Source organism: Agreia sp. (assembly GCF_964263775.1).
Lineage (GTDB): Bacteria > Actinomycetota > Actinomycetes > Actinomycetales > Microbacteriaceae > Agreia.
The window spans coordinates 1-17,081 of record NZ_CAXVWM010000079.1; the positions used below are offsets into that span (position 1 = coordinate 1).

13 protein-coding genes, 1 tRNA gene and 2 pseudogenes are annotated in these 17,081 nt (G+C 66.2%); 9 read left to right on the forward strand and 7 right to left on the reverse strand.

The features are described from left to right. Positions 1-109 (reverse strand): annotated as a pseudogene (locus tag ACE5CZ_RS06330) (aquaporin family protein); the annotation flags it as partial. A 124-nt stretch (positions 110-233) separates the two neighbouring features. Beyond that, a complete protein-coding gene (locus ACE5CZ_RS06335) occupies positions 234-2,003 on the reverse strand; it encodes an FAD-dependent oxidoreductase (protein ID WP_374946490.1) in 1,770 nt (589 codons plus the stop codon). A gap of 110 nt (positions 2,004-2,113) precedes the next feature. Between ACE5CZ_RS06335 and ACE5CZ_RS06340 the strand changes: the two genes are divergently transcribed. From ACE5CZ_RS06340 to ACE5CZ_RS06370, 7 genes are all read left to right on the forward strand, one after another. Continuing rightward, the gene (locus ACE5CZ_RS06340; RefSeq protein WP_374946491.1) at positions 2,114-3,091 is read left to right on the forward strand and encodes a sugar-binding transcriptional regulator; all 978 of its coding nucleotides are present in this window, start codon (positions 2,114-2,116) and stop codon (positions 3,089-3,091) included. A gap of 144 nt (positions 3,092-3,235) precedes the next feature. Then, positions 3,236-5,077, forward strand: a complete 1,842-nt coding sequence (locus tag ACE5CZ_RS06345) for a hypothetical protein (protein ID WP_374946492.1) — start codon at positions 3,236-3,238, stop codon at positions 5,075-5,077. Between the two features lie 120 nt (positions 5,078-5,197). Then, positions 5,198-5,464, forward strand: a complete 267-nt coding sequence (locus ACE5CZ_RS06350; RefSeq protein WP_374946493.1) for a Rho termination factor — start codon at positions 5,198-5,200, stop codon at positions 5,462-5,464. A 51-nt stretch (positions 5,465-5,515) separates the two neighbouring features. Beyond that, entirely contained in the window at positions 5,516-5,824 is a 309-nt protein-coding gene (gene clpS / locus ACE5CZ_RS06355; RefSeq protein ID WP_374946494.1) for an ATP-dependent Clp protease adapter ClpS, read from the forward strand. Then, a complete protein-coding gene (locus ACE5CZ_RS06360) occupies positions 5,821-6,330 on the forward strand; it encodes a DUF2017 family protein (RefSeq protein ID WP_374946495.1) in 510 nt (169 codons plus the stop codon). Before clpS ends, ACE5CZ_RS06360 begins: the two co-directional genes overlap by 4 nt. Positions 6,331-6,423: 93 nt before the next feature. Beyond that, complete coding sequence (locus ACE5CZ_RS06365; protein WP_374946496.1) at positions 6,424-7,281, forward strand: TetR/AcrR family transcriptional regulator; 858 nt, start codon at positions 6,424-6,426, stop codon at positions 7,279-7,281. A gap of 6 nt (positions 7,282-7,287) precedes the next feature. Continuing rightward, complete coding sequence (locus ACE5CZ_RS06370; RefSeq protein WP_374946497.1) at positions 7,288-7,605, forward strand: hypothetical protein; 318 nt, start codon at positions 7,288-7,290, stop codon at positions 7,603-7,605. Positions 7,606-7,711: 106 nt separating this feature from the next. On the opposite strand, the gene ACE5CZ_RS06375 is transcribed toward ACE5CZ_RS06370, so the two are convergent. From ACE5CZ_RS06375 to ACE5CZ_RS06385, 3 genes are all read right to left on the reverse strand, one after another. Beyond that, positions 7,712-7,785: transfer RNA gene (locus ACE5CZ_RS06375), tRNA-Met, on the reverse strand. 53 nt (positions 7,786-7,838) lie between these two features. Beyond that, the gene (locus ACE5CZ_RS06380; RefSeq protein WP_374946498.1) at positions 7,839-10,769 is read right to left on the reverse strand and encodes a UPF0182 family protein; all 2,931 of its coding nucleotides are present in this window, start codon (positions 10,767-10,769) and stop codon (positions 7,839-7,841) included. 120 nt (positions 10,770-10,889) lie between these two features. Beyond that, positions 10,890-11,999 (reverse strand): PDZ domain-containing protein, encoded by a 1,110-nt coding sequence (locus tag ACE5CZ_RS06385; RefSeq protein ID WP_374946499.1) that lies wholly within the window; start codon positions 11,997-11,999, stop codon positions 10,890-10,892. A 208-nt stretch (positions 12,000-12,207) separates the two neighbouring features. Here ACE5CZ_RS06385 and ACE5CZ_RS06390 point away from each other — a divergent pair, with 208 nt between their 5' ends. Beyond that, a complete protein-coding gene (locus ACE5CZ_RS06390; protein WP_374946500.1) occupies positions 12,208-13,524 on the forward strand; it encodes a zinc-dependent metalloprotease in 1,317 nt (438 codons plus the stop codon). Between the two features lie 226 nt (positions 13,525-13,750). Then, positions 13,751-14,395, forward strand: a pseudogene (locus ACE5CZ_RS06395) (TOMM precursor leader peptide-binding protein); the annotation flags it as partial. On the opposite strand, the gene ACE5CZ_RS06400 reads toward ACE5CZ_RS06395, so the two are convergent. Together ACE5CZ_RS06400 and nudC are read right to left on the reverse strand one after the other, a co-directional pair. After that, positions 14,346-16,073 carry an ATP-dependent helicase gene (locus tag ACE5CZ_RS06400; protein WP_374946501.1) on the reverse strand — a complete coding sequence of 576 codons (1,728 nt, stop codon included), beginning with the start codon at positions 16,071-16,073 and terminating at the stop codon, positions 14,346-14,348. The pseudogene ACE5CZ_RS06395 and the gene ACE5CZ_RS06400 overlap by 50 nt on opposite strands. Further along, positions 16,070-17,032: an NAD(+) diphosphatase gene (nudC, locus tag ACE5CZ_RS06405; protein ID WP_374946502.1), complete on the reverse strand. Its 963-nt coding sequence runs from the start codon at positions 17,030-17,032 to the stop codon at positions 16,070-16,072. Before nudC ends, ACE5CZ_RS06400 begins: the two co-directional genes overlap by 4 nt. Between the last annotated feature and the right edge of the window lie 49 nt (positions 17,033-17,081).

The window sequence follows — 17,081 nt, forward strand, 5'->3', positions numbered from 1 at the left end:
AGCCCTTGTTCTTGACCAGGGCGACATTCGCCACCACACCACAGCCGAGCAGCACCAGCAGCGCAGTGCCTACCAGTTCAGAGAGAAAAACAACACCGAGATTGTCCACATCGACCTTCCTTCATGTGACGCCTGTGTCACCTTGATGAGATGAGGTCCGACCGACGACGGGCCCCCCACCGACGCTAGCGATCAGGGGTCGAGTCGAACAACTTAATCGCGTGCACGTCTGTTCAGACTGCGCTCGATTTATCGGTGACGGCGACGCCGGCCGGTGCGGCGTCGAGTTCGAGACCATGGAAGAGGGCGAGGTCTTTCACTGCGACCGCTCGCTCCTCGGCGAGCTGCTCCGGCGACCATCCGAGTGCATGCGCGGCGACCAAGCTGAGCTCGTCGAACGCGGCCTGGTCGAGTCGACCGACGAACGCGAGGATGGTGCGGCGAAGGACCAGGTCTGTGAGATGCACGACGAACTCGTTCTCGACCAGGTACGTGATCTCTGCCGCCGTGAAGCCGGCCACGCTGACGAGCTCGCGGTCGTCGGCCGATTCGCTCAGGGCGGCGATGACCTTGTCGGCCTTCGTTCCATAGCGCGCGAGCAGGGCGCGGGCACGGTCTGCGCCGAGATCGGATGCGTGTGCCGCGACCCAGGAATCGGTAGCCCAGGTGGTGGTCGGGAATCCGACACCGCCACCGATCGCGAGCCTCTCGGTGCTGACGCGGCGGGTCTTGCCGAGCAGTTCGAGCGTCTCGTTGGCGAGATGCTCCGACAGGGCACGGAACGTCGTCCACTTGCCGCCCACCAGGCTCAGCATCGGCACTGTCGTTCCGCCGCCGAGGCGGGAGGTCTCGATGCGATAGTCGCGGGAGACGAATCCGGGGGCCGTGTCGTCGTGCTTCGGCAGCGGGCGGACGCCCGAGTAGCGGTAGACGATCTGCGAGCGGTCTACGGGGATGCGTGGGAAAACGTGCGACACGAGCTCGAAGAAGTAGTCGACCTCTTCTTCGGTGCAGACCGCGGGCTGGGTGATGTCGGCTTCAAGATCGGTCGTTCCGACGAGAACGCGCCCGTTGAGCGGGTAGATCAGCACGATCCGACCGTCGTCGTTCTCGAAGAACACCTCGCCTCCGGCGCAGGCGTCGAGGAGGGCCGGGTTGTCGAGCACGATGTGCGAACCCTTCGTGCCGCCCATGAACGTGGTCGGGCTTCCGAGCGCCTGGTTGGTGAGGTCGGTCCACGGACCGGTGGTGTTCACGACCGCGTCGGCCGCGATGCTGAACTCCCGGCCCGAGACGGTGTCGCGCAGGAGAACCTCATCGCCCGAGACGCCGATGGCCTCGACGTAATTCGCGCTGCGCGCCTGCGGCCCGGTTGCCCGGGCGTCTTCGACGAGATCGAGTGCAAGGCGCTCGGGGTTCTCGACGGCGGCGTCGTAGTACGTGGCCGTGTATTTCACGTCGGGACGCAGCTGGGGCAGCTTCGCCAGCGACTTCTTTCGTCCAGCGAACTCGTGCCGAGGAACAGATCCTCCGTCGCGGGAGAACGAGTCGTAGCCGAGCAGGCCGAGCTTGATCAGCAACGCGCCGCGCTCCTTCGGCTTGCTCTGCTTGTGGGTGAGAAAGCGGAGCGGGGCCGACACGATGCCCGACAATGTCGAGAAGATCGGGATCGTCGTGGGCAGCGGCTTCACATAGTGGGGAGCCAGGCGCAGCAGACGATTTCGCTCCTGCACCGACTCGCGCACGAGTCGGAACTCGCCGTTCTCGAGGTAACGTACGCCACCGTGGATCATGTGGCTCGAGGCGGCCGAGGCGCCCGAGCAGTAGTCGCCGCGCTCGACGAGGATGACGTCGACGCCCTGCAGTGCCAGATCGCGAAATGTTGCGATGCCGTTGATGCCTCCGCCGATCACAAGCACCTGCGCCCGAGGCTCGGCGATGAGGCCGGCGACGTCGGGACGAAGCCCTGCCTGGTTGGAGGGGGAAACGACTGGTGCACTCACTGGGTACTCGCCTTCGTGTAACTAAGTTTTATGACGTCTCCAGTCTCGATATGCATACACAATTGTTCAAGCGATATGCACAGACGTGCAGTCCGTGCGAACATGGTTCTATGACGCTCGCCTCAGCAGACCAGCACGCAGAGAAATCGCGTGATGCCCTGCGCGCCGCCCAGCTCTACTACCTCCAGGACATCACGATGGAGGCGATCGCCCACGAGCTGCACACCTCGCGCTCCTCGATCTCGCGACTGCTGAGTTTTGCGCGGGAAACCGGCCTCGTCGAGATCCAGGTGAAGTCCCCCGCCGAACGAGTCTCGACATCCCAGCATCGCATGCGCGAGCGCTACGGCGTGAGTGCCCACATCGTGCCCGTGCCGGCGTCGACCAACGAGGTCGACCGCCTCGAGCGGGTGGCCGTGTCGGCTGCACGCATTCTCACCCCCTTCGTCGACTCGAACATGACCATCGGCGTCGCCTGGGGATCGACGATCAGCGCGGTGAGTCGCCACATTCCCGAGAAGGTGACTCACAACACGACCCTGGTGCAGCTCAATGGAGCGGCCAACTACCAGACCACGGGCATCGTCTACGCGAGCGAGATCATGACCCGCTTCGGCGTCGCGTTCGGAGCGACGGTGCAGCAGTTTCCGGTGCCGGCATTCTTCGACGACGCCGCGACGAAGCAGGCGATGTGGCGAGAGCGCGCCATCAAACGCGTGCTCGACATTCAGAAGCGCATGGACATCGCCCTGTTCGGAATCGGATCACCCTTCGCGGACGTGCCCAGCCACGTATACATCGGCGGCTACCTCGACGAGTCCGACTATGCGTCCCTGACCAGATCCGACGTCGTCGGAGACGTGGCGACCGTCTTCTACCGCGCCGACGGCTCGTCGACCGACATCCCGATGAACTCGCGCACGAGCGGGCCGAGCCTCGAGCTCGTCTCGCACGTCGCCCGGCGCGTCTGCGTGGTCAGCGGAAAGTCGAAGTTGCCCGCCCTCCGCGGGGCCCTGGCAGCCGGGCTCATCACCGACCTCATCATCGACGAGCCCACCGCCCACCTGCTCACCGACGACCTGGCCTGACCGGCGGCGCGACCGGCGACCGGATGCGCCGGGCTGGGTTTCGATTACCGACCCCATGCCGGTGCGCGGCCCGGTATCCTGAAAAACGGCCTGCCCGACCACAGCGACGGTCTCCGATTTCGACCCGGATACCGAAGGAGTTTCATGACTTTCGATGCCCCCTCCCCCGACTCCGAGAATTTCGACGAGAATCCGGTCACGCGCGCGCCCGTCGGGACGAGCCTGGTCACACAGGCCGAACCGCCGCTCGTGCTCTCGGGTCGCGACCGCTTCGCGGTCAAGCTCATCGATGCCGCGGTCAAGATCGGGTCCGACGATTTCCAGGCGCGCTATCGTCCGGTCACTGAAGAACTCTTCACGCACCACATGATCGACCCCACGGCCAAGCCGGCCTATGTTCAACCCGACCTCGAGCCGATCGTCAACCTCGACACCACTGAAGATCCGCTGGAGATCATCAGACTCCACCTCGACAACGTCATCGAAGACCGCCAGGCCCGTGACGAGGCGAGAATTAGCGCCGAGGCCCACCTGGCCGACGTGTCGGGGCAGCTCGCCGAATCGCAGGCCCACGCCGCCGACCTCGACGAGCGGCTGACCGTGCAGACGGCGCGGGCCGACGAGGCAGAGGCCGAGGTCGCTCGACTGCGAGCAGAACTGCAGAGCCAGGTCTCTGCCCTCACCGCTCAGCGCGAGGCCGAGGTCGGTGCGCTTCACCAGCAGCGCGACACAGAGGTTGCGAGCCTGCACCAGCAGCGCGAAGCCGATGTCGCTGAGCTGTCGGCGCGGTCGGTCGCCCAGGTCGCCGCGCTGACCGCCCAGCACGAGGCCGAGGTCGGTGCGCTCCATCAGCAGCGAGAAGCGGAGTCGGCCGCCCTGGCGAATGAACGCGAAGTGCAGGTTGCGGCGCTGCACCAGCAGCGCCAGAACGAACTCGTCTCGCTCTCGGCCCAACGCGACGCCGACCTGGCGGCTCTGCAGCAGCAGCGTGACGCAGAGGTCGCCGACCTCCGCTCCCGGCTCGCCTCCGAGGTCGCAGCCCTGTCGAGCCAGCGCGAGAACGAGGTCGCGACGTTGCGCAGTGAACGCGACGCGACGGTCGCCGGCCTGCACGCGCAGCGCGAGACGGAGGTGGCATCGCTCACAACCGAGCTGGCAGAGCTTCGAGCCCAGCGCGACGCACAGATCGCCGAGCTCACGGCACGACTCGAGTCCCAGGTCGCCGAACTCGAAGGCACTCGCACCACCGACGTCACCGCGCTGGCAGCAGAGCATGCCTCCCAGCTCGGCACCATCGATGAGGCCCACCAGCAGCAGGTCTCAGAGCTGAAGGCGGCCCACGACGTGCAGGTCGGCGAACTCACGGCCACCCATGAGCAGCAGCTGGCCGAGCTGGGCGCGAGCCACCAGAGGCAGACGTCCGAGTTGATCGCCGAGAAGGAGGCGCTGGCTTCTCAGCTCCAGAACGACACGGGAGACACCGACACCGCGCTGTCCGAGGCGCGCGGCAACCTGGCCCAAGCCGTTGCTCGAGCCGAGCAGACGGCATCCGAACTCGAACAGAGCCGCTCGGATATCGCCGCGGTGCGCGAGGAACGAGACCGCAGCGATGCTCAGCGCGACGCGGCCGTCGAGGAGCTCGACGGCGTCACGGCACAGCGCGGCGAATGGGAGAACCGGCTCCGGCTCACCGTGGCCGCTCTCGCCGGCGCCGATGTCGTCGGCGAGTGGACCGACGACAACGCACCGGACGAGCGCCTGGTCGCATTCGTGCAGTCCACAACGACGGCGCTCGAGCAGACGATCAGTCGGATCGAACAGATCGCGACCGACGAACTGGTCGACGAGACCGAGACGAACGAGTACGCCATCGGCGCGAATGACGCGGCCGTTCGGGTGCTCAACGCCCTCGATGACGCAGACGCCGAGCTCGACGCCGACACCGAGCTCGACGCCGCCACCGGGCTCGACGCCGCCCGGTCGTAGGGGCGATACGGCGCAGCCGATCCGGCTCACGTGCACCGCGCTGCTTCAACCCCTGGAATGAGGTTCGAGGGCGCGTCTACGATCGACGCGTGGCGCACCCGCGCCGTCTAGGAGGTCATCATGCCGGGCAAGTCGAATCCGTCGCTCAAAGATCCGCACCTCTATGAGGAGTTGCGAGACGAGGGCGCGTCGAAGCAGAAGGCGGCGCGTATCTCGAACGCCGCGGCCAAGAAGGGGCGCTCGGAAGTCGGGCGATCGGGCGGCGAGTCTGGTTCTTACGACGACTGGACCGTGCCAGAGCTCAAGAAGCGCGCCAAGGAACTCGGCCAGAAGGGGTACTCGAGAAAGACGAAGGCCCAGCTCGTCTCGGCGCTTCGCAACAGCTGAGCCGGGGCGATCCGGCGCATCCGATCTCGGTCGTGTGACAGGCTTGTCACCGTGGCACAGACCCTCGACGCGACAGAGATCGATACAGAGATCGATGCGCAGCTCGTTGAGCGGCTGCAGCTCGGTGCCCCGTGGATCACCCTCGTCTGGAACGATCCGGTGAATCTCATGTCGTACGTGTCGTACGTGTTTCGCAGCTACTTCGGATTCTCGAAGCTCGAGGCAGAGAAGAGGATGCTGCAGGTGCACACGGAGGGTCGGGCGGTCGTGGCCACGGGTACCCGCGAAGAGATGGAACGCCACGTCGAGGCCATGCACGACTTCGGCCTGTGGGCGACGCTGCAGAAAGTCGACGCGTGAGCCCGTTCACCCGGCGCGGCGGCGACCTCACGGCGTCATTCGAACGCGCTGAGGCAGACATCCTCGCGCAACTCGCCACCGACGTGCAGGCGCTGCTCTCAGACGCCGACGGCGTCGATCCAGACTCGCCGAGTTTCCGAGCCATCAACCGGCTCCTGCCTGCCGCGTACCGTGACGGCGGCGAGAACGATGCGGAGTTTCACCGCTTCACGTCGGAGGGTCTCATCGAACGCAAGGCTCGAAACGCGCAGGCCGTCGTCGACGTGTTCGCCGCCGGCGACGAATCGGGCAAGGCCGTGCGAGTGAGACTGGATGCGGCTGCCGCCCAATCGTGGTTGCGCTGTCTCACCGACATCCGGCTCACCATCGCGGCGGGTCTGGGCATCGAGCACGACGACGACGAACTGCGCATCGACGGCCCCGACCGGTCTGTGCTCGAGGTCTACGCGTGGGTGGGGTACGTGCAGGAATCGCTTCTGCACGCGTTGGAGGCTCACGTCGTGTGACCCGATGAGACTCGTTGTCTCATTGTGCATTAGAGGCTGAGCGCTCAGACCACGAGACTGGAGGGTGGTGGGGGCCGAACTTCAGGAGAATGCATGCCACGTGACCCCAGCGCCCGAATAACGCGGACCCCGTCGAGACGCATGACGTCGGTGCAGATTCGGCGCCGGATGTTGGATGCCGCATTGGCCACGATCGGCGAGCGAGGCATGACGCTCGGCTTTCATGACCTGCAGCTAGACGACGTCATCGCCTCGGCAGGGGTCTCTCGCAGCTCGGCCTATCGGGTGTTCAAGTCGAAAGAGGAGTTCGTCGGCGAGCTGCTCAATGAGGCGGCGTCGACGTTTGCCGAGCAGCTCAGCGACGATCACGCGCTTCGCACGGCCATCCGGATCGTCGCGTCGCGGCCAGACCTCCACTCGACGGAAGACGGCAGACGTCGGCTCATTCTCGAGCTCATCAGGGTCGTGCTCGAGCAGAATTTCTACAGCACGATCGATTCGGCCGCGTGGCAGTCGTTTCTCGCAACGTCGGCGGCGCTTCTCGCCAATGACGGCAGCGAGAGTCTGCGCCGTGTCGCCGAGACCCTGCGTCGCGGCAGCGACCGTTTCGTCGAGAGCATGGCGGCGTTCCATGAGGCCATGGCGCGCCTGCTCGGGTTCACACTGCGCGACGATTTCGTCGGAGGATTCACGCTGTACACCGTCCTCGGGTCGTCGATGGTCGAGGGACTCGCGGTTCGGCATCTCTCGAACCCGGCGATCACCGACAACTTCTACGTCGGCCCGCCCACGCTCACCGAAGAACCTACGGAGTGGGCGCCCTCGGCCATCGGGTTTCTCGCCATCTTCGACAAGTTCCTCGTCGCAGATCCGCAGTTCGATCCGGCGACGATCGACGTATACCTCACGCAACTGACCTGGGCCACAGGGGCAGGCTCCGATGCGCACTGACGTTCTGTGATGAATCCTGATATCTCGCGCCGCGAGACGACCGCCCGAATGCGCGGCGACGCGCGCGTCACGCCACGAGAGGCCCTCGTCGCGCTCGGAACAGCCCTGCGATTTCCGCTCGAGATCGACGATGAGGGGGCGGAGTATCTACTCCCCACCTCTGACACGACGCTCGAGGTGCACGTCGACGATTCCGACTCCCGCTACCCGCTCGTGCTCACCGTGTGGCACTGGAGGAGCCAGGCGGAGGCGAGACTCGTACTCGACGAACTGCGACCACGAATCACACGCACGACAGGATGGACGATCGTCGCCTCGGAGTGACACCGATCTCCTTATCAGGGCGACCCACGATGGAGACTGCAGAAACAAGAAAGGCCCCTCTTGAAAGAGGGGCCTTTCTCTGTGAAGTAATGAAACTTCTCTTCTGTTGCGGGGACAGGATTTGAACCTGCGACCTCTGGGTTATGAGCCCAGCGAGCTACCGAACTGCTCCACCCCGCGCTACCTGTTAAGACTAACACAGGGTTCGAGTGGTTCGGACCGCTCGGCCTCCGCTACTGGCCCTGGGCCGCCAGCGCCCTGTCGAGTGCCGCCTGGAGCTTGGCGTCGGCTACGCCGTAGGCCGCCCAGTCACCGGCCTTCAACGCCGTGTCGCGTTCGTCGAGCGCGCTCTTCGCGTCGAGGAGCGCCTGAGTGAGGCCGCCTGCATCCGGGGTGGGCGTATCGGTGCTGGGCGCGTCGGTGTCGGCATCCGGTGTCGTACCCGCCGTATCGTCGGGCGTCGGTGTCGCGCCGGTGTCTCCGACGGGAACGCCCTCGTCTCCGGCGACGGCTCCAGAGTCGCCGCCGAACAGTTCGTCGAGTGCCGCGTCGAGGGTGTCTTCGAACGCGATCTTGTCGCCGAATGCGACCAGGATCTTCTGCAGCAGGGGGTAGCTCGTGCCCCCCGTCGACTGCACGTAGACCGGCTGCACGTACAGCAGGCCGCCGCCGACGGGCAGGGTCAGAAGGTTTCCGTTCTTGACCTCTGTCGAACCCTGCCGCAGCAGGTTGAGCGCCTGCGAGACCGTCGGGTCTGTCGTGAAGTTGTTCTGCACCTGGCCGGGCCCGGGAACCGTGTCGTCTTTGGGCAGTGTGAGCAGCCTGAGCTTTCCGTAGTCGTCAGACACCGTGCCGTCTTCGGAGCCCGCGTTCGAATCGACCGCCAAGTACCCGTTGAGCACGTTGCGGTTGCCTTCGCCCTCGGTGAGCGGAATGAAGGTCGAGTACAGCGAGTAGCTCGGTTCGCTCTGACCCGGCATCTGCAGGGTCAGGTAGTAGGGCGGCTGCAGGGTGGGGCTGGCCGACGGCGACGTGGGATCGTCGGGAGTCGCCCAGGCGTCTTCGCGAGAGTAGAACGATCCGGCGTCGGTCACGTGATACTGACCCAGGATCGAGCGCTGCACCTTGAACAGGTCGGCCGGGTAGCGCACGTGGCTGAGCAGGTCGCCGCTCATCTCGCTCATGGGCTTGAGGGTCGACGGGAAGATCTTCTGCCAGGTCTGCAAAAGGGGGTCGGTCTCGTCCCAGGCGTACAGCGTCACTGTTCCGTCGTAGGCATCGACCGTCGCCTTGACGGAGTTGCGGATGTAGTTGATGTCATCGACAGCGAACGCCGGACGGGGCTGGTAGGTGTCGGCGATGACGTCGGACAGGCTCTCGGTGCGCGAGTACGGGTAGTTCGAGCTGGTGGTGTAGCCGTCGACGATCCAGACGACCTTGCCGTCGACGACAGAGGCGTAGGGATCCGAGTCCATCGTGAGGTAGGGCGCAACCTTGGCGACGCGCTCGGCGGGGTCGCGGTCATACAGAATCTGCGACTGGTCGGTCACCCCGTCAGACAAGAAGATCTGTTCCGACTGGAACTTGAGCGCGTAGACGAGCTTGTTGAAGACGTTGTCGAGCTTCGGCCCGCCGTCGCCCGCGAAGGTCGTATATGTCTGCTGCGCACCCTCTTCACCCGACGGATAGTCGAGCTCGTTCTTGTCGCCGCCCTTGGGCCCACCCACGATGGAGTAGTCCGGCGACGTCTCACCGAAGTAGATTCGCGGGTTGTATTCGCCGAGTTCACCCGTCGACGGGATGCCGGACTCCAGGAACACAGGCTGGCCGTCGACCGAGCGCTGGTTGCCGAACGCGGCAACGAGGCCGTAGCCGTGCGTATAGACGATGTGCTGGTTGTACCAGGTGTTCGAGGCGCCGAGTCCTTCGAGGTTCAGGTCGCGCACCGTTGTCACAGCGTCTTGCACGGTGCCGTTGATGTCGTAGCGGTCGACGTCGAGGTACTGCGGAAACTGGTAGTACTGGCGGAACTGCTCGAGCTGCTTGTAGGTGTCGGAGACGAGGGCCGGGTCGATGATGCGGATGTTCGCGGTCGTGACCGCATCCTGTCTCAAGGCGCCGGTCGTCGCGTCGGTCGTGGCGTCGTACTCTGTTTCTTCGACGTCGGACACGCCGTAGGCGTCACGCGTGGAGTCGATGTTTCGCTGGATGTACGCAGACTCGAGCGAACGCTCCGACGGGTCGACCTGAAAGCGCTGCACGACCCACGGATACAGCGAGCCGAGGATGAGACTCGACACGATGAGCAGCACCGTGCCGATGATCGGCAGACGCCACCGGCCGATGACCGCCGCGACGATGAAGAGAACAGCCACGATGCCCGCGATGCCCGCGAGGATCGACAGGCCGGGAATGGTTCCGTTGACGTCGGCATACGTAGCTCCCGTGATGAGCTTGCCCGTGCCGTTGGTGACCGTGGAGTACTGGTCGAGCCAGATGCTGGCCGCCTGCACGGCGAGGTAGAGCGCGGCGAGAATGGCGATCTGGATGCGCGCGGTCTTCGAGATGCGCACCTCGCGACCCGCCACGCGAACCGCTCCGTAGAGATAGCTGGTGGCGAGAGCGGCGATCGTGGAGACGAGGATGACGGCCGACGCGAATCCGACGACGCCGCGGAAGAACGGCAGGTCGTAGAGGAAGAACGAGATGTCGAGCCCGAACTGGGGGTCGGTCTCGCCCGTGGGCGTGCGGTTGAGGTACATCAGCGTGAGCTGCCAGCGCGATGCGGTGGCGACTCCCGCGAAGATGCCGAGCATCACCGGGATGCCGATGGATGCCAGGCGGCGAAGAGGTTCGACGACCTGCTGGTAGCGGTCGAGCTGCGAATTGAGTTTCGCATAGACCGGTCGCCAGCGGAAGGCGATTTCGATCGACGCCCAGACGGGGATGGCCATGGCGAAGAAGCCGATGAAGAACATCACCCCGCCCGCGGCCCACTGCGTGGTGAGCACGTCGACGAATCCGACCTGGTCGTACCAGAGGATCTCGGTGTAGAGATTGGAGAAAGCGAAGAAGGCGATGGCCAGGGCAACGACGATGGCGATGGTGATCGCCAGGGGTGCGCGGGATCTTCTAATGGGCTTCTCGGCGGTTTGGGAAGTCACGTGTGGGGGCCTCTTTACGAGCGGTGCGGTGTCCGACCATCCTAGACAGGGCAGGCTGAGAACTCCCCCGCCGGGCATTGCGCCGCAGGAGAACACGCCACTCGGGCGGCCAGTGAAGAACTACTGCGCGGCAGAGGTCGCGGTGCAGGTGGGCAACGCGTCGAGGCCGGTGCCGCTCGCGATTGCAGCCAGCGCGGCCAGCGAATCATCGAGGGTCGACACGGCGAAGACCCGGATGCCGTCGGGCACGTGACCTGTGACCTCGTCGCAGTTCGACGCGGGGGCGAGAAACCAGTCTGCGCCGGCATCCCGGGCGCCGAACAGCTTCTGGCGGATGCCGCCGATCGGCCCCACGCCGCCATCGGCCGAGATCGTTCCCGTGCCGGCCACGTTCTCGCCGCCGTTCAGCTCTCCCTCGCTGAGCTTGTCGATGATTCCGAGTGCGAACATCATGCCGACGCTCGGGCCGCCCACATCGTCGAGCTGGATCTCGACATCGAAGGGAAACTCGAAGCCGGCCTGCACGCCGATTCCGAGCACCGACGCGTCGCCGCTGGTGATCGGGGTTATGGATGCCTCGACCGGCGTGCCATCGCGGGTCACGTCGACGACGGCCGGCTTGTCGGTTCCGTTCTCGGCGACGGCCGCGCGGAGCTCGTCGATCGAATCGACGGCCTGGCCGTTGACGCCCGTGATGACATCGCCCGCCTCGAGCTCGCCGTCCGCAGGAGAATCCTTCGACACGGTCCCGACGCTGACGCTGGTCTCGAAGTCGTAGCCGAGGCTGCTGAGGGCGGCGGCGATGGCCTCCTGCTGGCTGTCGACCATCAGGGCGGCATTCTGCTCGTCGCGCTGATCTGTCGTGACGTCGGCGGGGTAGATGGCCTCGAGCGGAACGACCGCCTTGCTGCGGTCGAAGTAGGCCTGCACGACCTCGGCCCACGACGGTGTCTGCTGCGGAGAACCGACGACCGACACGGTGAGCATGTCGAGGGTTCCCGCCGTCGGGTAGGTCGTCTCGCCGTCGATCGAGATGAGCGGGGTCTCGGTACCATCGACCGTCTGCGACCCGAGGGTGTCGAAGACCGGCCCGGGCTGTTCGATGACATAGGGGGTCGGGAGAAAGCTCATGACGAGGCCGAGAACGAGTGCGATGACGAGCACCGTCCATCCGGTCGTGCGACGGCGTGCCGTACGCCGCTCGGCTGCGCTCAATCCGAACAGGCTCACGTGTCTCCTCGACGACAGGATGGAAATCGAATGCGGGCGAAGCGCCCGTCGGGCCCTGTTCGCCACGGGCGCACGGCCGGAGGCCCCAGCCTATGGGAAATCTCAGCAAGGCCGATCGGCCACGGGCTAGCGTAGAGAGCAATTCTGACAGCGGGCATGGAGCACACCTGATCCTCGCCGAACTGCCGGGCGAAAGAGGTTTGCTGCCATGAGCGACGACACACCCAAGGAGCCGGAGGACGACTTCCGCGACATGATGAGGAGCTTTCTCGAGGGCAATTCCGAGATGGATCCGGCCAAGCTGGCGAGCGCCGCGGGCCTCCCCTCAGACCCTGCGGCCGTGCAGCAGCTCATGCAGCAGCTGCAAAACGCCATGCGCACCTCGGGCGACGGCATCGACTGGCAGGTCGCCACGAAACAGGCGAACGAATTCGCCGGCCAGTCGTCGCTGAGCGTCACAGACGCCCAACGCACCGAACTCGACGGCGCGCTCCGCATCGCCGCACTGTGGCTCGACGAGGTCACCGGCGTCACCGAGCTGGCATCGCCGCCCGCCTACCTGACCCGTCAGCAGTGGACCACGGCGACCATGCCGGTGTGGAGCCAGCTCGCCGAGCCCGTTGCGCTCAGCATCGCGGATGCCCTCACCGCCGTCCTGAAAGACCAGGCGCCAGAAGAAATGGCCGGCATGCTGGCCGGCGCATCCAAGCTCATGCGCAACCTCGGAGGCGCCCTCTTCGCCGTGCAGCTCGGCCAGGTCGTCGGCCAGCTCTCGACCGAGGTCGTCTCGGGCGGCGATGTCGGCATCCCGCTCTTCGAAGACCAGACCGCGGCCCTCGTTCCGCAGAACATCGCCTCGTTCAGCGAGGGCCTCGACATTCCGCTCGACCAGGTTCAGCTCTACCTGGCCGTTCGCGAGCTGGCGCACGCCCGCCTCTTTCGGCACGCCAAATGGCTGCGCCTGCACCTCATCACGTCGATCACAGAATTCGCCCGCGGGATCCGCATCGACACCGAGCGCCTCGAAGAACTCGCCGAGGGCTTCGATCCGTCGAACCCCGAAGAGCTGCGCCAGGCCGTCGTCTCCGGCGCCCTCATCCCGCCGAAGACCGAGGCTCAGCAGCACGCGCTCACCCGACTCGAGACCATGCTGGCCCTCATCGAAGGATGGGTCGACGTCGTCACGGCCCAGGCCACCACGCGCCTTCCCTCGCGCGACGCCGTCGCCGAGACGGTGCGCCGGCGCCGTGCGACGGGCGGTCCAGCCGAATCCGCCTTCTCGACGCTCATCGGGCTCGAGCTTCGCCCCCGTCGCCTTCGTGAGGCCGCCTTCATGTGGCAGGCCGTCACGGATGCCGTCGGTTCAGACGTGCGCGACGAACTCTGGTCGCACCCCGACCTGGTGCCCACCCCCGACGACATCGACGATCCCGCAGCCCTCGTCGCGCGTCTTCGGGCCGGCACGCCGGCGCCCGACGAGATGGACCAGGCGCTCGAGGATCTGCTCCGCGACGAAAGCGAGTAGCAGTCGCGGCGCGGCCTGTGCATAACTCGAACGGCGCGCTCGGTCGATCGGGCATGATCTGTGCATGGCCCTGCAGATCGATCCCCGCTACCCCGTTCTCTGGCGAACGCCGTCGAGCATGCAGATCGGCGCCGACCGGGCGATCGTGACGCTGCACGATGTGACGGTGCCCGATGAGCACCTCATCGCCGTGCTGCGGAAGGGCATCAGCAGAACGGGGCTCGACATGGTCGGCGAGACGGTCGGCGCGAGCGGCGCAGGCGTCGCCGATCTTCTGGCGCGGATAGAGCCGGCGCTGCGGCAGGGGCCTGTGCCGCTCCGTCGGCTCGAGGGTGCCGACGTCGTGGTCACCGGTTCGATCGTCGGGGCGGCCGCCATCCGATCGGTTCTCACGGGTCTCGGCGCCCGGCTCGTCGAACCCGGCGACGCGGCCGATCTGGCGATCATCGTGTCGACGTTCAGCACCGACCCGCGCCTCTCCGGAGCGTGGCTCCGCCGCGACATCCCTCATCTCGCCGTCGTGTTCGGCGACTCGGAAGTGCGCATCGGCCCTCTGGTCGAACCGGGATCAGGACCGTGCCTGCACTGCATCGACCGTGCCCGAATCGACGACGAGCCGCACTGGCCCGCCCTCGCCGGGCAGCTTTTCGGCCGAAGCGCTCACACGGAAGACCCGCTCACCGTGTCGACGGTCACCCCTCTGGTCGCCCGCGCCGTGCTCGACCGCTTGGCCGCCGACACACCTCGTTCGAGGCGGCACCGGCTGCGCTCGCGCGCGAGCATCGTCGACGGAGCCACGGGCGACGTCTCGGAGAAGGCGTTCACACCGCACGCGGAGTGTGCGTGCCGGGGAGTGCCTCCTGCAGAAAACGAGATGGCTGTCGCTGCTGAGACCGACCCATTCCCGACTCCGCATACGACAGCTCGAGCCGACGCCGCGCGCGGGTGATTCCCACATAGAGAAGCCGGCGCTCCTCGTCGATCTGATCGAAGGTTTTCGCGTAGCTGATCGGAACGAGGCCCTCCGACAGCCCGGCGAGAAATACGACGGGCCACTCGAGCCCTTTGGCGGAGTGCAACGTGGCCAGGGTGACCGCCTGGATGGTCGGCTCGTGGCCCGACCCCTGGCGCTCCATCAATTCGTCGGTGAACTGGCGGAAGGTCGTCGACGCCGGCTGGTTCTCTGCGAGCGCCATCAGGGCGTTGAGCGCCTCCCACCTGTCGCGCACGGCGCCCCGTGCCTCCGGCGCATCCTGGCTCCAGCCGAGCGAGCGCAGAACATCGCTGACCGACTTGAACAACGGCTCACCGGTGATTGACACCGACGCCGCGCGGAGCGACATCACCGCCTGCTTCACCTCCGGAAGATCGAAGAACCGCTTCGATCCACGAATCTGATAGCTGACGCCCGCGTCCGACAGGGCGGTCTCGAGGGCGGCGGCCTGCACGTTCACCCTGTAGAGCACGGCGATGTCCTCTACCCGCGTGCCCTCGTCGATGGCCCGGGCTATCCGAGAGGCGATTCCGCGGGCCTCGGCGACGTCGGATGCGTAGGGCGTGATCTCGGGACTGACGCCGCGCTCCCCCAGCGCATGCAACGACAGTGCGCCAGCTCGGCCCTTCATCAGTCTGTTGGCCACGTCGACGATCGCGGGCGTGCTGCGGTAGTTCTGCTCCAGGCGCACCGTGGTGGCATTGTCGTACTCCCCCGCGAACGACAGGAGATAGTCGCTTCGGGCCCCGGCGAACGAGTAGATGGTCTGGCTGGCGTCGCCGACGACGCAGAGGTCGCTGCGCCCGCCGACCCAGAGCGAGAGCAGACGATGCTGCAGCGGCGAGACGTCTTGATATTCGTCGACGACGAAGAACCGGTACTGCTCGTGCACCTGCATCGCCACCGCGGGCTCCTGCTCGATCATGCCCGCCGTCGCGAGCAGCACGTCTTCGAAGTCGAGCTGGCGGCGCTCGTCTTTGATGTCTTCGTACTTCTGGTGCATGGCCAGCACCTGGTCGACGGAGAGCGTGCCCGGCAGCGGCCGTGACGTGCGCAGGGCCAGCTCGTAGGCATCCAGACTCAGGCTCGACACCTTTCGCCACTCGATCTCGGCCGCGAGGTCGCGAAGGCTCGCTGTATCGATCTTCACCCTGAGCGTCTCAGCGGCGTGCCCGAGGAGGCGAGCCTTGCCCTCGAGCAATCTGGGCATGTCGCCACCGACGACGGTGGGCCAGAAGTAGTTGAGCTGCGACAGGGCGGCCGCGTGGAATGTGCGAGCGGCGACTCCTCCGGCCCCGAGCGGACGCAGGCGGGTGCGCAACTCCGCTGCAGAGCGCGCGGTGAAGGTGAGTGCCATGACCCTGTTCGGCGAGTAGACGCCGATCGCCACGCCGTACGCGATCCGGTGCGTGATGGCCCGCGTCTTTCCCGTTCCCGCCCCGGCGAGGATGCAGACCGGCCCGATCAGGGCCCTCGCCGCGATCTGCTGGTCGTCATCGAGGGCTGCGAGAATGCCCTCCGGCAGTGCTCCGGCCGCAATCGGACCGGCGCTCACCAGACGAGCGCCTCGGCGGGAAGCGGGCCCCCGTACCAGTGCTGCAGGATGGCGTGGGCTATCGACGATGCGCCGGGCAGGGCCACACCGGTCGCCGGATCGGCGATCTCCGCACGGGTGAACCAGCGCAGGTCGAGAATCTCCTCTCCATCCGGCTTCAGTGCTTCGTCGGCGAACGCGGGGTCGACGTGGGCGTAGAACCCGACCATCAATGACGCGGGAAACGGCCACGGCTGCGAGCCGAGATACTCGGGCGTGAGGATGCGCACGCCTGACTCCTCGAAGACTTCTCTCTGCGCCGCCTCCTCGAACGACTCCCCGGGCTCGACGAAGCCGGCGAGAAGCGAAAAGCGGTTTTGTTTCCACATCGCGTTGGAGCCGAGGAGGATCCTGTCGTCGGCGTCGACGATGCCCACGATGACGGCCGCATCGGTGCGCGGGAAGAGCTCGACGCCGAGTTCGGGGTCACGTCGAACCCAGCCGCCCTTCTCGATCACCGTCGGTGCACCGCTTCGAGGCGAATGACTGTGCGACGCATGCCATCCGGAGATGGCCAGCGCTTCGACGAACGCGCCGGCGTCGCGGTCGCTGAGGATCGTCGCCACATCGCGCAGGTTCACCCAGCGGGCCTCGTCGGGCTCGAGTCTCTCGGCCTCGTCGTCGTCGACGACGACCAGCACGATCCGCGTTCCGACCGGCTCGGGAGAGATGGTCGACAGCGAGATGCCCAGGTAGACCCGCAGATCGAACGCGGCCACCAGGTCGGTGCTGAGAAGCGCCAGCGCGGGTCGGTTGCCGAAGTCGTGAGCGGCGAGCGCGCGCCCCCGCCACAGGGGCAGCAACCGGGTCGCGGGGTCGGCCCAGAGCTCGTCGAAGAGCTGCGGGCGGGCCCGCGAAGAGTGGTCGCGGTCGATCTGCTGCCGAGACAGGGGCAGGTGAGAGAGGAAGGTCGAAGACATGTGAACCAATCGTGCGTGGCGAACGCGACGCGGGAAGATGCCAGCCCTA